12 protein-coding genes are annotated in these 14179 nt (G+C 63.3%); 3 read left to right on the top strand and 9 right to left on the bottom strand.

The window, feature by feature from the left end:
* Nucleotides 1-46 precede the first annotated feature (46 nt).
* From ASD67_RS17490 to ASD67_RS17475, 4 genes are all read right to left on the bottom strand, one after another.
* On the bottom strand, nt 47-1186 hold the full coding sequence (locus ASD67_RS17490) for a YkvI family membrane protein (protein WP_056350026.1): 1140 nt from the start codon (nt 1184-1186) through the stop codon (nt 47-49).
* Nucleotides 1183-2244 carry a DUF1611 domain-containing protein gene (locus tag ASD67_RS17485; RefSeq protein WP_235535719.1) on the bottom strand — a complete coding sequence of 354 codons (1062 nt, stop codon included), beginning with the start codon at nt 2242-2244 and terminating at the stop codon, nt 1183-1185. Before ASD67_RS17485 ends, ASD67_RS17490 begins: the two co-directional genes overlap by 4 nt.
* A gap of 194 nt (nt 2245-2438) precedes the next feature.
* Entirely contained in the window at nt 2439-3443 is a 1005-nt protein-coding gene (locus tag ASD67_RS17480) for a dipeptide epimerase (RefSeq protein WP_056350024.1), read from the bottom strand.
* Nucleotides 3443-5422 carry a serine hydrolase domain-containing protein gene (locus ASD67_RS17475; RefSeq protein WP_056350021.1) on the bottom strand — a complete coding sequence of 660 codons (1980 nt, stop codon included), beginning with the start codon at nt 5420-5422 and terminating at the stop codon, nt 3443-3445. Before ASD67_RS17475 ends, ASD67_RS17480 begins: the two co-directional genes overlap by 1 nt.
* 458 nt (nt 5423-5880) lie before the next feature.
* Between ASD67_RS17475 and ASD67_RS17470 the strand changes: the two genes are divergently transcribed.
* The 3 genes from ASD67_RS17470 to ASD67_RS23160 all read left to right on the top strand — a co-directional run bounded on the left by ASD67_RS17470 (nt 5881) and on the right by ASD67_RS23160 (nt 9575).
* A complete protein-coding gene (locus ASD67_RS17470; protein ID WP_235535718.1) occupies nt 5881-7551 on the top strand; it encodes an N-acyl-D-amino-acid deacylase family protein in 1671 nt (556 codons plus the stop codon).
* A gap of 331 nt (nt 7552-7882) precedes the next feature.
* Nucleotides 7883-8530: a TetR/AcrR family transcriptional regulator gene (locus tag ASD67_RS17465; RefSeq protein ID WP_082545147.1), complete on the top strand. Its 648-nt coding sequence runs from the start codon at nt 7883-7885 to the stop codon at nt 8528-8530.
* A gap of 853 nt (nt 8531-9383) precedes the next feature.
* On the top strand, nt 9384-9575 hold the full coding sequence (locus ASD67_RS23160; RefSeq protein WP_156377763.1) for a hypothetical protein: 192 nt from the start codon (nt 9384-9386) through the stop codon (nt 9573-9575).
* A gap of 44 nt (nt 9576-9619) precedes the next feature.
* On the opposite strand, the gene ASD67_RS17455 is transcribed toward ASD67_RS23160, so the two are convergent.
* The 5 genes from ASD67_RS17455 to ASD67_RS17435 form a co-directional block, all read right to left on the bottom strand.
* On the bottom strand, nt 9620-9895 hold the full coding sequence (locus tag ASD67_RS17455; protein WP_056350015.1) for an HU family DNA-binding protein: 276 nt from the start codon (nt 9893-9895) through the stop codon (nt 9620-9622).
* 510 nt (nt 9896-10405) lie between these two features.
* Complete coding sequence (locus ASD67_RS17450) at nt 10406-11197, bottom strand: hypothetical protein (protein WP_235535717.1); 792 nt, start codon at nt 11195-11197, stop codon at nt 10406-10408.
* A 264-nt stretch (nt 11198-11461) separates the two neighbouring features.
* The gene (locus ASD67_RS17445) at nt 11462-12202 is read right to left on the bottom strand and encodes a hypothetical protein (protein WP_056350013.1); all 741 of its coding nucleotides are present in this window, start codon (nt 12200-12202) and stop codon (nt 11462-11464) included.
* A complete protein-coding gene (locus tag ASD67_RS17440; RefSeq protein WP_056350011.1) occupies nt 12199-12762 on the bottom strand; it encodes a hypothetical protein in 564 nt (187 codons plus the stop codon). The genes ASD67_RS17445 and ASD67_RS17440 overlap by 4 nt, the downstream gene beginning before the upstream one ends.
* A gap of 95 nt (nt 12763-12857) precedes the next feature.
* Nucleotides 12858-13976: an amidohydrolase family protein gene (locus ASD67_RS17435; RefSeq protein WP_156377762.1), complete on the bottom strand. Its 1119-nt coding sequence runs from the start codon at nt 13974-13976 to the stop codon at nt 12858-12860.
* Between the last annotated feature and the right edge of the window lie 203 nt (nt 13977-14179).

Raw genomic sequence — 14179 nt, 5'->3', positions numbered from 1 at the left:
ATCCGCCAGATTTCCGTCGCTGCGCCATGCCCACGCGGGAGCGGCATCACTCCGAACGCCCCGCGGGCGCCGCCGCCTGCCCCCGCAACAGGCGCCAGCTGCCGACAGTGACGAGCGGCACGACGAAGACCGCGAGGAACAGCCAGGCGAGGAAACGGTATCCGCTGGCGATCAGGTCGACGAGCCCGATCTCGCCCGCGACGAACATGCAGCCGGTCAGGATCACCGCGCCGATCACCGCGCGCCTGCCCGTGGAGAGCGGCGCGCGACCGCGGCTCTCGACAGCGCCCGAGACACGCTCGTTGATCGCATGGATGGCGCCTGCGCCGCTTTCGAGCAAGGCTGCGAAGATCATCACCTGAAACAGAATATGAAACCACGGCATGGCCAGCTGTCGGAGCAGAAAGTCCGATGGCAGGGTCTCTGCCCCGATCGCGGGATAGAAGGCCATCATCGCGACGAAGAAGAGGATCGCCGGCAGCATCGACAGCGGGCCTGCGATCAGTCCCGCTACCACCGCATCGCGCTGGCTTGTCAGGTGGCGCAGCACCGGCAGGATCACCACCGCACCGACGATATTGTAGCTGGCATAGGTGAGCCCGCCCGCCATCCAGTTGCCCGACGGCGGCGGCGCGTTGGCGAACCCCTGCCCGATCAGCCCCCCGAAGTTTGCCAGCGCGAGGACCAGTAACAGGCCGTAGACGGTGTAGAGCAGGATGGAGACATATTTGAACATCTGCTCGACCGCGCCCGTGCCCCACGCGGTCACTGCGACAATCGACACCGCGAGCAGAGCCGATCCCGCCCACTCTGGCCAGTCGAAGGTTGCCGCGCCGATCGCGCCCGCCGCGGCGCCGAATACGGCGAGCATCAGGACAACGCAGATGATGTACGCAGCTTCAAAGACGATCCATCCCGGGCCGAGCAGACCCTTGAAGAAAGCCCGATAGTCGTAAGCGCCAAGACCACGCGCGAGCGCGAAGGTCAGCGCCGCAACGACGCTCCAGATGACGGTCGCAAGCAGCATCGCCGCGAGCCCGCCCCATGGCCCCGAGGGCACGAAATATTCTGCGAGTTCGCGCCCGGTGGCATAACCGCCGCCGATGATGACGGCCTTCAAGGCAAAACCGGGCAGCAGGAAGCGCTGGAACCAGCTCGCCCTGCCACCCGTCTCGCCCACCCTCATGCGAGAATATTCTCGACGAGCGCGTCGAACGACGCGCCGCCGCGGATCGGATCGGTCACCGGAAGCCCCAGTCGCTGGCGCTCGGCGGCCATCAGAGCCTCGGCGCCGTCGGCGTCGTAGCTCGATGTGTTGAGGCTGATGCCGCCGCAACGGATCGCCGGATTGGTGCGGCTGCCGAGGCGGATCGTCAGATCGATGACCTCCTCGAGCGTCGGCAAAGCAAAGCTCTCCATGCCGAGGATCGTCTTGCGGGTCGGATCATGGCAGACGACAAAGACATCGGGCTGGCTGCCGTGGAGCAGACCGAGCGAGACCGCGGCATAGGCCGGGTTGAAGATCGACCCCTGCCCTTCGATCAGATCCCAGTGACCCGGCGCGGCGTCGGGGCTCAGCATTTCGGCTGCCCCCGCCTCGAAATCCGAAACAACCGCATCCATCGGCATGCCGCCGCCCGCGATCATGATGCCCGTCTGGCCCGTCGCGCGAAAGTCCGCATCGATACCGCGCGCCACGAAGGCGCGATGCAGCGCGAGCGCGGTATATTTCTTGCCCAGCGCGCAGTCGGTGCCGACCGTCAAGAGCCGCTTGCCGCTGCGTTTGCGCCCGGTGCCGATCGGGATCGACGGCGGCGGGGTGCGGATGTCGATCAGCCGCCGCCCGGTGCGCTGCGCTGTCTCGACGAGCTCGGGAACGCTCGTCAGCTTCGTGTGCAGCCCGCTGACGATGTCGAGCCCCGCTTCCATCGCCTCGACCAACGCCGCGACCCAAGCGTCGCCGATGATGCCGCCCTGATTGGCAACCCCGATCACGAGCGCCCTTGCCCCGGCCGCCGCGGCCTCGGCGGGCGACATCGGCGGCAGGCCGGTGGTGACGGTGCAGCCAGCGATCGCCAGCTCGCCGACACAGCGGTCGCCCGCCCAGTCCGCGAGACCGAAGGCGGTCTTGGCAAAGCCGGCCTCGACCGTATCGCCGAGAAAGAGCAGGTAAGGCTGCGGCAGGGTGGATACACCATCCCCTTCGGCGTCTGCGCGCTGTCGCAACAGGGTTGTCATGATCATTCGTCTCCTGCCGGCTGTCAATGGCCCGATCTCATGGGGTGCCGAAGGACGCAGGCACGGTCGCCGTGCCGACGTTGGCGGGATCCTTGCGCGTTCACGCCCGCCCGCGGATCCTCTCACCCCGGTTTTCAACTTCAGCCATTATTATTTTCTAATTTTGAAACTTGCAACGAATATGTGGAAGATTTTTTTCATTACCCCCAAATTTCGTCCGGGCAGTGGATCATGCCCTCGCGATATTCGACCCCCGGGCTCCGATCGCGCAGCAGGAAGGTCGGTCCGTCGAGGTCGACGATGTCGCAAAGCTGCCCCACCAGATAAGAGGGCGCCATCGAAAGGCTCGTCCCCATCATATTTCCGACCATCACATCCAGTCCGAGCTTGCGGGCCTCGCGCGCGATTGCGAGCCCCTCGGTCAGCCCGCCGCACTTGTCGAGCTTGATATTCACGGCGTCGAAGCGTCCGACCAGCGAGGCCGTGTCCTTGAGCGAGACCGCGCTTTCGTCCGCCACGAAGGGCAGCGGGCGTTTGATCCCGTCGAGATCGGCCTCGCGTCCACGCGGCAGCGGCTGTTCCAGCTGGGCCACGCCTGCCTGAACAAGCACCGGGAGCAATTGCGCGAGCGTCCCGGCATTATAGCCCTGGTTCGCATCGACGCCGATCCAGGCATCGGGCCGCACCGTCCGGATCGCAACGATCCGCGCGATATCTTCTGCGAGGTCGCCCGTCAGCTTCACCTTCACCGGTGCCTGGGGATCGATCGCCAGAGCCGCTTTCGCCATTTTCTCCGCGCTGCTGGCGCCGAGCGTCAGCGTCGAGCGCAGCGCCTTCGGCTGGTCGAGCCCTGCAAGTTCCCAGACCCGCCGTCCCTTCTGCTTCGCTTCCAGATCCCAGAACGCACAATCGAGCGCATTGCGCGCGCCGCCCGGCGGCAGCAAGGCCTGGAGCTGCTCGCGCGACGCCCCCGCCTCGATCGCTTCGCGCACGCTCGAGGCCTGCGCAATCATGTGGCCGATATCGTCCCCGAGAAAATAGACCCCGGCGCCCTCGCCGCATCCGACATGCTCGCCGTCGGACAATTTTGCGACGAGCACCGCGGTTTCGGTGAAAACATGCCCCGAGATCTGAAAGGGTTGAAGATAGGGAAAGCGTTCGACCTTGAGGTGAAGCGCCAGATTTTTCGTGGTCAGGGCCGACATCAATAATCCATTCCAAGGCCGTAGAGATGATAGACAAGAGTCACCCGGGCGATCACCACCCCGGCGAGCAGGAGGAGAAAGGCGCTGAAGATCATCGTCCACTTGCGTTTGGCCCGGACGCTGTGCTCGAGATGCCATGTCGCCGAGGCGAGCAGCCCGAAGGCGGCGACCGGCGTCAGCACACGCAAGAGCTGGATGAGCCAGTCGAGCGGTCCGCCGATGCTGCCGACGTCGTCCGAGAAGGCGGCGATCAGGGCAAGCCAGCCGGCGGCCGAGGCGAGCACGAGCCAGGCAGAGGCGCGTGACAGCCGGTAGGCGAGCCGCGCCCTGCCCTCGAGAGGGAAAGCGGCCCCGAAGCTGCGGCGGACCAGCCCGCGGGTCGGCCATGCAAGGGCGGCGAGCGCCGCGATGCCGAGCGCGGCGATCAGGGCCGGCAGCACCCACGCCGCATTCATTCCCGTCGGCGCGGGCTCGAACACCAGGAACGGCGATGCGGCGTCGAGGCTCCAGCGCCGGACCTTGCCAGCCTCGACCTCGGCGGCCAGACGCTCGCCGGTGCCCGCGTCGCGCCACACAAAGGGTTCGACTTCGACCCAGTCTCTCGCGCCCGCGCTGAGGCGGTCGAGCGCAGGAACGCTCAATTTGCCGTCGTCGGTCAGGCCGATGCGCGTCTGGCCGAGAAGCCCGAGCAGGCTCATGAAATTCGTGAACGACCCGCGGCTCGCGATATAGTGGCCGGTCATCATCTCGGCATGCGCCTTGGCGGTGTGCGGCGAGACCCGCGTTGTCGGCGCTGGCCCCGGCAGATAGCGGTCCGCGAATTTGTGGAACAGCGCGTTGCGGATCGGGCCTGCGGCGCCGTCCACCCCGGGACTGTTCATCGACAGGAAGACGCCGACATCGGCATCGGGGAACAGCCAGAGATAGGAATGGAACCACGCAGTGTCGCCGCCATGGGCAATCGCGCGGTGACCATTGACCTGCTGCTCGTAGAAGCCGAGCGCCATGCGGTTGAGCGGGCCCACGCCGGGCGCGCGATAGTCATGCATGCGGCGCGCGGTGTCGGGCCGGAGCAGCCCGGCACCGCCGTCCAGATGGGCGATCATGAACTTACCCATGTCGGCGCCAGTCGACGAAAGGGCGCCCGCCGGCGCGGGGATCACGATTTCGAACGGCCGCACCCTTTGCGTGATATCCGGATAGCCCCCCGACATCAGCGGCACGAGCTTCTCCGGAAGCGGCTGCACGAAGGTCGAATGGGCCATGCCGAGCGGCTTGAAGATATGCTTGTCGACATAAGCGGCGAAATCCTCGCCACTGGTGCGCTCGACGATGTAGCCCGCGAGCGCTGTCGCATAGTTCGAATAGGCCGGCGTGGTTCCCGGCGCGGAGACGCGTTCGGGGAGCGCCAGCGGCATCAGCTTGCGCAGCGGCATGGCTGCCGCGGGATCGTTGCTGACCAGATAGCGCAGCGCTTCCTCGAATCCCGCGGTGTGGGTCATGATCTGGCGCATCGTGACCGGCTTGCCCTCGAAGGGCGGAATCCTGAAATCGAGGTAGCGGTTCACGTCCTGGTCGAGGTCGATCCGGCCTGCCTCGACCTGCTGCATCACCGCGGTCCAGGTGAACAGCTTCGACACCGATCCTGGACGGAACAGCGTGCTGTCGGGCCGCACCGGCCTCCGGCGGGCAACGTCGGAAAATCCATAGCCCTTTTCAAGAAGTACCCTGCCCTTGTGGACCACCACAACGACCGCGCCGGGGATCCGGGCCTGCTCGAGCGCATAAGGGAGGAAGCCGTCCATAAAAGCCTCGAGATCAGCGCGATCGAGGGGCGCCGCCCGCACGGGCATCACCGCAGCCGACGCGCGCTCGCCCGCCGCCCCCGCCGGGGCCGGGCTCGGGACCGGGCCTTGCGCGGCGAGAGGTGCCGCGGCGAGCGCGGCAAGCATGATCAGGGTCTTGCGGATCAGACGCATAATCTCCCCCTCTTTCCGGCGCGTCCACTGCCCCTTGCGGCGACCTTCGCGATGCATTATCAACGACAAACAATTTTTGTCAAAAATAGAATATTTTTATTCAATATTTGATATAATGGCCCCGATTGGAAACTTGTCAATGTGGAAAGCAGCGTCTGGTGGAGGAGTCCCGTCGTCCACCATGATGATCCGGTACCCGCACGCGCGACCTCGATCGCACGCGCCTGTTGTCATCGGCTCACCCGATTTAGTCAGAGCGTCGGAGGCGGAGCGCTGGATTTCGCGCTTTCCGCAATCGGGAGATGAAGGGACCCGGCGCCGACGCGGGATGTCATCATCGGTGCGGGCCAGCCCCCGCACCGATGATGACATGATGCCCAATTTGACGAGCTGCCCAATCCTGCCTTTTATCCGTGGAGAGACCTATGGCATTGCACCGCACTTTCGCCCCTTCCCTGATGCTTCTGTGCAGCTCGATGCTGCTTTCGGCGCCTGTCGCCGCGAAGAACAGCGGGCCGCAATATGACCTGATCATCCGCGGCGGGACGATCTACGACGGTTCGGGAGCCCGGCCTCGCAAAGGCGATGTCGCTATCACCGGGGATCGCATCGTCGCCGTCGGGACGGTCGAAGGCAAGGCGAAGACCGTCGTGCAGGCACGCGGCATGGCGGTCGCACCGGGATTCATCAACATGCTGAGCTGGGCGACCGAGTCGCTCATTGCTGATCCGCGCAGCGAGAGCGACATAAGGCAGGGTGTAACGCTCGAGGTGATGGGCGAAGGCTCGTCGATGGGTCCGTGGAACGCTGACATGAAGCGCCATGAGGCCGACCGCCAGAGCGACATCCGCTATCCGATCGAGTGGACCAGCCTCGGCGACTATCTTTTCTATCTCGAAAAGCGGGGGACATCCACCAATGTCGCCAGTTTCGTTGGCGCGGCCACGGTGCGGATCCACGAGCTTGGCGAAGAAGATGTCGATCCGAACCCCGAACAGCTCGAGCGCATGAAAGCGCTCGTCCGGCAGGCAATGAACGAGGGCGCGCTGGGCGTCGGCAGCTCGCTCATCTATGCGCCGGGCTCCTACGCCGAAACCGATGAGCTTGTTGCCCTGACGCGCGAGGCAGGCAAATGCGGCGGCATGTATATCAGCCATATGCGTTCGGAAGGCGACCGTCTCGAGGAAGCGGTCGACGAACTCATCGAGATCGCGCGGCGCTCGGGCGCGCCCGCCGAAATCTACCACCTCAAGATGGCCGGCCGAGGCAATTGGGGGAAGCTCGACGCGGTCGTGAAAAAGATCGAGGCGGCGCGCGCCGAAGGGCTCCGCATCACAACCGATATGTACCTCTATACAGCCGGCTCGACCGGACTCGACGCCTCGATGCCGACCTGGGTCCAATCGGGCGGGCTCGAAGCGTGGATCGAGCGGCTGAAGGACCCGGCGATGCGCGCACGTGTCGCGGCGGAAATGCGCAAGCCCGGCAGCGACTGGGAAAATCTCTATCTCGGCGCGGGCGCCGACAAGATGATCCTCAGCGCCTTCAAGAGCGAGAAGCTCAAGCCGCTGACCGGCAAGACGCTCGCCGAGGTTGCGGCCATGCGCGGCAAGTCGCCCGAGGAAACCGCGATGGATCTCGTGATCGAGGACGGGTCGCGGGTCAGCACCGTCTATTTCCTGATGTCGGAGGATAATCTGAGGCAGCAGGTGAAATTGCCGTGGATGAGCTTCGGGTCGGACGCCCCGTCGCAATCCCCCGAAGGCGTGTTTCTGAAATCGGGAGCCCATCCGCGCACCTATGGCAATTTCGCGCGGCTGCTCGGCCGTTATGTGCGCGACGAGAAGCTCATCCCGCTCGAGGAAGCGGTCTACCGTCTCACCACCCTGCCAGCGACCAACCTCGGCATCGCCCAGCGCGGCGCGCTGAAGCCCGGCTATTATGCCGATGTCGTTGTCTTCGACCCGGCCAAGGTTGTCGATCGCTCGACGTTCGAGGATCCGCATCAATATTCCGTCGGGATGCGCGACGTCTATGTGAACGGCGTCGCGGTCCTGAAGGACGGCGAGCATAGCGGTGCGACGCCGGGCCGCGCGGTGCACGGCCCCGGCTGGAACAAATGCCCTTGACCCTGCTTCCGGCCCAGCGGAGGCCATGCGCAAGCGGCACATATCGTCGATCATCTCGCAGATCCGCCGATTGCCGCCCGTCGTAAGTCGATCGACCGGATTCTCCGCCGAGGCGGGCCGAACCATTTGGCCGCCGGGCAAAGAGCATGGATCCTGCGACGCGAATGGCCGCAACGGAAGAGTTTGGCCATTCGCGCCCTCGAGGGTGCGATTGAGCAAGGTTCATGGAGCCTGACGCGAGCTTGTAGAAATGACACTGCGCCTTATGGTCTGGCAGGTCCGCACTTGGCCGTCTCATTGCATGGTCAGGGAGAAGAATGGAACCAGTCCCATGGTCGGTGATCGATTGATAACAAGAGCGTTTCAGGACGGCGACGGCGCCCACGGAGCGAAGCGTCGGCGACAGATCATCATTGCAGCGACCGAGGCTTTTTTCGCCAACGGCTATGGCAGCACGACGATGACGTCGATTGCCAGCAAGGTCGGCGGCTCCAAAACGACACTCTGGAGCTATTTCCCCTCTAAGGAGGCGCTTTTTGCGGCCGTCATCGACGACATTATCGAAACGCGTGGCGAAGCGCTATCCGTCGATCTTCCCGATGACGAGGAGCTCCGCCCGTTCCTCGCCCGATTTGGCGCGGTCTTAATGGCAACGCTTTTGTCGGAACCCATTCTCAATCTTCACCGGCTCGTCATCGGCGAAGCACGCCGTTTTCCGCATCTCGCGGAGCTCTTCTATGAGCGTGGGCCACGCCGCGGAAAGGCGCGCCTTGCAGACTATTTCGCGCGCGCGATGCACCAAGGTCGGCTCCGCCAAGGCGATCCTGCGGTTGCGGCGCAGCAATTCGCAGCGCTCTGCCAGGCGGGAACCTATCAGTTCGCAATCATGAATTTGCCGATACCGGATCGCGAAGCGCAGGTTGCCGCCGACATTGAGTACGCTGTAGAGGCATTTACCAGGGGTTGGGCGCTCGGCTGACGGTGGCGGACAGAAAGATCTATCGGCATGGCGGGAGCATAGACGGCCCCAGTGCCAACGCCATAACATTCAACTGCTATGCTCCGATTTCAGCTGGGACCGAGGCGCGCGGCTGCGATCCTTATTGCCCTTGTCGGCAACGAAGCTGCGCCCGCCCTCGCCCTTCACGATGTCGAAGAGGCCGGTAGCCGCGAACAGCGCGGGAGAATTTTCGACGCCTGGTTTCGCGGATCGATCGGCGCCTTTCGGGCGGCTTGCATAGCGAAAGTCACGGCTGGCACCAAGTCGCTCGAGCAGTGCTTTACCGAGCGGACCTCCTATGCCGGGCTGCGCGCCTGCAACCGCGCCACCCGTGCCGCGACGATTTCATCCGCCTGAACCCCTCGGCTACACGGCGGCTAACGGCCACGAGAATTTCCTCGCCCGCCAGCGCGCCGCCCGATCTTTGACGGCTCGACCGCACCAAGGGCGCCGGCGACCAGCGCGGGGTCTGCATTCTGCCCTTTTTCGTCTTCCAGTTCCGATCGGACAGGCGTCCCTCGCCGATGGTCGCAGGAACGGCGCAGCCGGGTGGCTAAACCGCCGAGCGGCAAAACATCCTTCATCTGATGGCCGACCGGTGACAGGCGGCTTCAATGGTATAATCTGACAAAGCAGACCCCGCCAAAGCCAGGCGTTCCGATCCCCCTTGTTGCCGATGTGATATTTCGGCCAGTCATCGGTTGGCGAACGAGGCAAAGCCACGTTAGGCTGGGGACTCTGACGCGGGAACCAAAAAGCCCTCCGCGGATTCTCCCACCGTGCGGCGGTTCCGGCATATGCCGACGATCGCGCCGCAGACGCGGAGGTGGCGATGCAAACAAGATTTCTGTTGCTGGCGCCGGTGCTCGTATCGATCGCGGGATGCGGCGAAAAGATCGAAGCGCAGGAGAATGTTTCCGAGGCAAGCGAGATAGGGGTGCCTCCCGAGCAAACGGATGCGGCAGAAAAGGCTGACGACGAAGAGGCCGACCTCGAACTCCGCTCGCCGGTCGGTCTCGATTGAGAGATGGGCCCCGTCGGCGAAGGCCGACGGGACGTCATTTCAATTTATCCGTTCAGGCGATCCTTGACAGCCTTGGCCGGACCGAAGGTCAGCTTTTTCGCCGCCTTGATCTGGATCGTTTCGCCGGTTGAAGGGTTGCGGCCTTCGCGCGCGGGCGTTGCCTTGACCTTGAACTTTCCAAATCCGTTGACCGAAACTTCGTCCCCCTTGACGGCGGCATCGGTAATCGCCGCAAAAACAGCGTCCACCGCCTTCTTGGCATCGGCCTTGCTCAGGCCAAGCGATGCTGCAACATTATCCGACAATTCGGCATGGTTCATAGGTATCTCCATTGGTCAGCAGGGACGATCCCGAGCTGGAGCGCCGATATAGCGGCCGTGGGAAATTTCACCATATTCGTAGCGCGGCGGGCGGTGTCTTTAAGCTTCGACAAAACTTTGCCGAAATGGACGCCATGGGACCGGCGGCTTTTGAAGCCGAAAATCGAGGAGCGGACATCGGCGATCGCCGTTCCGCGATCACGTCAACCGACCGATCCCGGGCACGCGACCATTTCGGCTGAACGCTTGGCTCGACAGGAACAGTCGCGGTGAGACCCTCCACCGCATTCACCTCGTCTCAATTTGCCTGAAAATTAAGGTTTGTTTAACCATCTCGCACCACAATCTCCCCGTGCCGCACCCCCATGTGCCCCACACACATGCGGCATCAAGTAGGGCGGCGGTCGCTGGTCCCGGCCGCCGTCCAGCTTCCAGAGTTGCGCTAGGTCCATTTGCTCGCGCACCGCCAGACAAATAAGAAACCGCGCGACGCTTGGCAGGCTTAACCGGCTACCCGCGCCCCGTAATCAAAGGGTTTTCGGGCGGAGGCGCGAATTCATACGGCGGCGCCGCAGCTCCTGGAGACCCGCGCGTCACTTCGTCATAAATGGCGAGGCCGAGCGGACTGTGCGCGATCAACGTCATCGCCAGCTGCGATGCTGTCATAGCGGCGACACCCCACCACCAAGCGGCGTGCACCGATCCCCGGCGTCGGAGATCGGCGACCATGCCGGCGAACGGCAGGACCATCAGGGCCGCAAACACGGCCCATTCGGCAAACGGGATGAGGAGCGGCATCGGCAACAGGCGGCCAAACGCTGGTCCGGTAAGAAAGGCCATGGCGCAAAACAGAAGGCGCCGGTGCCACTCGGTCTGCTTGCGCAACGTGATTGCAGTTGCGACAAGCCCGCCGAAGCAGAGCATCGTAATCGAATTCATGACGAGAAAATAGGCCGGCTTAAAAAAGAAGGGGACGGTCCCCTGACGCGCCATGGTTATGGTGGTGAAGATACCGACGCCGACCATCGTCGTGGCCCAGGCTGCGGCGAGCCAGCCTAACCGACGGTGAAGCAGCATCGATCCGCGCGTCACGAGCGCGCTCTGCGTTACATAAATCACGACCCAGCCGAAGAATATGACGGCATGAAAATGAACGAGCGGCGGAGCCGAGAAGCTTGAGCGCCCCATCGCCAGCTGCATGGAAAATCCCGCGACTATGATGGCTGCCATGACGAGCGCCATGGAGAGGAAGAACCGGTCGTCTCGCCCGTAGCCGGGCCGCGGATGTGCAACGGTCGCCAATTGAGCCTCCGAGCGAGGGAAATCAGGCTTGCACTTTGCCGCGCCGAGCAATTGCTGTCACGTCGATTTCACACCTGCCGCAGAGTACGGCCGGTACAGGATCACCGGTCGGCTTCCAGTACATCTTGCTGAGTAAGATTGGTCGACCAAGGATTGGCGGCTTCTAGCCGTGGATTTAAGATAGCGGAAATTATCGAAGGGGTTCTCGGTGACGAAGTGGATCGTCCAAAAGCCGCCTGCAGCGTCGCGAGTATCCGCCTCCCTCTAGCTTGGACAAGTGTAGCGATACCACTTGCGTGCGACGCCGGGCAGCCAGCGGAAGCTGGCTGGATCGTTTATCTGTTTGGAAACGCTGACCGAGCCGTTCGTGTCGACTTCGCTGACGCGGTTGGCACCCTCCAGCCATCTACGGACCGTGCTGCGCGAAGCGATGGCGCCGACAAGCGTCTCATTGGTTTGCGACAATCGATCCGCGCCGAGCCTGATACGCATCGTGAAACCGTCGCCCTTACGAAGCGTGCCTGTGTGTGTGACCTCGGCGCCTTGCTCGCTCCAGCACGATCGGGAGACACCATGCTCGGTTGCGAACTCATAGCCCACGCCTATGGCCATGATCGATTGCTGAAGGGTCGGCGCCACGACGGACGTCCGCAGCACCGCTTCAATCGGCGCGCCCGGTCGGATGACGGCGATGACATAGGTTTCGGCGTAGGAGGGTATGAAGTCGAATGACCGTCCAGCGCTCGCGCTCCGCACCATCAAAAGCGTTCCAGCGGCGTCATAGACTTCGATGATGACTTTCCCGGCGAGACTGACGTCGATGCTTCGCGTTTCCCCGGGCACGCCGGCGAAATAGAAATAGCGCACTGCATTGCGCTCACCAGCCGCAAGCGTGAGCGGCTGGCCAACCGGCAAAGGCTGTGCGCTTTCGATCTGCGCCATCGCGGGACCGCCGATCATTGCGATCGCGATTGCCAGTACGAAGAGCTTCAGATGATGTTTCATTGCGCGCGCCCCCGCTTGCGCATGGCGTCTAGAAACGCCGTGAGCGCCGCCTCCGATTCCGCCCTCGCCTTGGCGCTGGCGGCGATGTTGCGGGCTAGCTCCGCGGCCGCCTGACGCTGTTGTTGCTGCTGCGCCTCGCTCCACTCCGGAGCCGCGGGTGCTGGCGGTGAGGAGACGGTAAGTTGGCTACCCGAAGCTGCGGCTGGACCAGAAGATGCGCCAGGCGCGGGCCATGCTCCCCGCCAGTTGGTCCGAATGACTTGTCCGACGCTCATCGAATAGCGCCTGTTGCCTTCTTCGGCATCGCTCAACCGTTTGGAGGAATGGCAGTCGGGCTCGCGAACGATTGTCTCGAACTGTGCAACATAGCCCTGAAAGGCGCGGCCAAACTGGCGCGTCAGCACTTCCTGATGGACATTCGATCCGTCGCCGATGTCGACGACCGCTGAAAGATATGTGTCGTAAGACCCGTCCTTCTGTATCGTGCACCAGCCATATTCCGCGCTGGCAGGGGTCATGACGGCGATCGACAGCAACATCCCCCAAAAAAACCGATGCATCCAAGCCCCCTCGTTTGCATTGTGAGAATCTATCCCGAATATCCGCAGACATTGGCGAGCCGTTCCTGCCAAATCAAGGCTCGCGGAGAAGCCTCTCAAGACAGGCGAAAATGCCGCTCCGCATTACGGTGAAAAATGCTGGCGCGCTGATCGGCTGTCAGGTCGGCGCCTTCGATGAAGGTCACCGCATCGCGCGAACTTTCATAGGGATAGTCGATCGCCCACATGATATTCTCGATGCCGGCAACCTTGATGACGAGATCCAGCACATCAGGAGACTCGAAGCCGCTCGTCGTCACTGCGAAGTTGCGCCGGAAATAATCGCTGGGTGCCAGCGACAGGGGCTTCATCCGGCCATCCTTGGCGCGGCGCGCCGCCATATGGTCGAGGCGCCACATCCAGAACGGCAGTGCTTCCCCCATATGCCCAAGGACGATGCGCAGCCGCGGATAACGATCGAAGACCCCGCCGAGGATCATCCGTACCGCATGCGTCCCCGCTTCGACACCGAAGCCCCAGATCGATCCCCCCATGCTGTAGTCCCGAAACGGGGCGGCCATGCCGTTCGAGGGTGCGCGTGGGTGAAGATAGATCGGACGATCGAGCGCCTGCGCCGCCTCAAGGATCGGGGCAAAGCGCGGATCGTCCAGATAAAGATCGTGGGTGTGTGAATTGACGATAAAGCCCTTCAGGCCCAGCGCATTCACTGCGCGCTCCATTTCCCGCGTCGCTCTAACCGGATCGTGCGGTGCAAAGCAGGCAAGGCCGGCAAAGCGGGTCGGGTGCCGCGCGATGGCGGCGGCGAGATAGTCATTGATTGTCGCTGCAAGCTCGCTCGCCCGGCCTGGCTCGAAGATCTGCACGCCTGGTATCGTCACCGATAGAAGCTGCATGTCGACGCCGGCCTCGTCCATGTCGCGGATGCGCTCGGCGTCCACATCGAGCAGCTGGCGGCGAAACCGGTCCTGGTTCGATCCGGGACGCGGATTGTCGAAAATCGAGAGGATACCGGTGGGAATATTCAGGCTGGAGTTGGGCTCTGACCGGGCAATCTCCAGCCATGCCTTTGCGAGCTCGGGCGTGGCAAATGCTTCCTCGGTCGCGATCTTGCGCAGTGGCGCCGTGGCCAGTTCAGCCGATGCTGACCGGCTTGCCACCGAGGCCCCTAGAATAGCCGTTGTTGCACCCAGAAATTTTCGACGACTGGTGGTCATGGGCGTACCTCCGCGGAGGGCAAAGCAATATGGGGCAGAAGGCCGCACGCAATGAAACTGGGAATTTTCATGGAAGCTCTCCAATGGGCAAGATTTTGCGACCCCCATGGATTGCCAAGATATTGCGCAGCTTTACCTGAGGCGGCAAGCCGAAATTCTGTTTGCACGTGGCGCGTGAGGTTTGGCCGTGTGTGGACGGCCCT

It is taken from the genome of Sphingopyxis sp. Root1497, from assembly GCF_001427085.1.
Lineage (GTDB): Bacteria > Pseudomonadota > Alphaproteobacteria > Sphingomonadales > Sphingomonadaceae > Sphingopyxis.
This window is presented reverse-complemented; position numbering and strand designations above follow the sequence as displayed.

Bases quoted from the DNA above. Each gene is read 5' to 3' on its own strand.
- ASD67_RS17490 (WP_056350026.1), bottom strand. From the start codon at position 1,186: ATGAGGGTGGGCGAGACGGGTGGCAGGGCGAGCTGGTTCCAGCGCTTC.
- ASD67_RS17485 (WP_235535719.1), bottom strand. From the start codon at position 2,244: ATGATCATGACAACCCTGTTGCGACAGCGCGCAGACGCCGAAGGGGAT.
- ASD67_RS17480 (WP_056350024.1), bottom strand. From the start codon at position 3,443: ATGTCGGCCCTGACCACGAAAAATCTGGCGCTTCACCTCAAGGTCGAA.
- ASD67_RS17475 (WP_056350021.1), bottom strand. From the start codon at position 5,422: ATGCGTCTGATCCGCAAGACCCTGATCATGCTTGCCGCGCTCGCCGCG.
- ASD67_RS17470 (WP_235535718.1), top strand. From the start codon at position 5,881: ATGCTTCTGTGCAGCTCGATGCTGCTTTCGGCGCCTGTCGCCGCGAAG.
- ASD67_RS17465 (WP_082545147.1), top strand. From the start codon at position 7,883: ATGGTCGGTGATCGATTGATAACAAGAGCGTTTCAGGACGGCGACGGC.
- ASD67_RS23160 (WP_156377763.1), top strand. From the start codon at position 9,384: ATGCAAACAAGATTTCTGTTGCTGGCGCCGGTGCTCGTATCGATCGCG.
- ASD67_RS17455 (WP_056350015.1), bottom strand. From the start codon at position 9,895: ATGAACCATGCCGAATTGTCGGATAATGTTGCAGCATCGCTTGGCCTG.
- ASD67_RS17445 (WP_056350013.1), bottom strand. From the start codon at position 12,202: ATGAAACATCATCTGAAGCTCTTCGTACTGGCAATCGCGATCGCAATG.
- ASD67_RS17440 (WP_056350011.1), bottom strand. From the start codon at position 12,762: ATGCATCGGTTTTTTTGGGGGATGTTGCTGTCGATCGCCGTCATGACC.
- ASD67_RS17435 (WP_156377762.1), bottom strand. From the start codon at position 13,976: ATGACCACCAGTCGTCGAAAATTTCTGGGTGCAACAACGGCTATTCTA.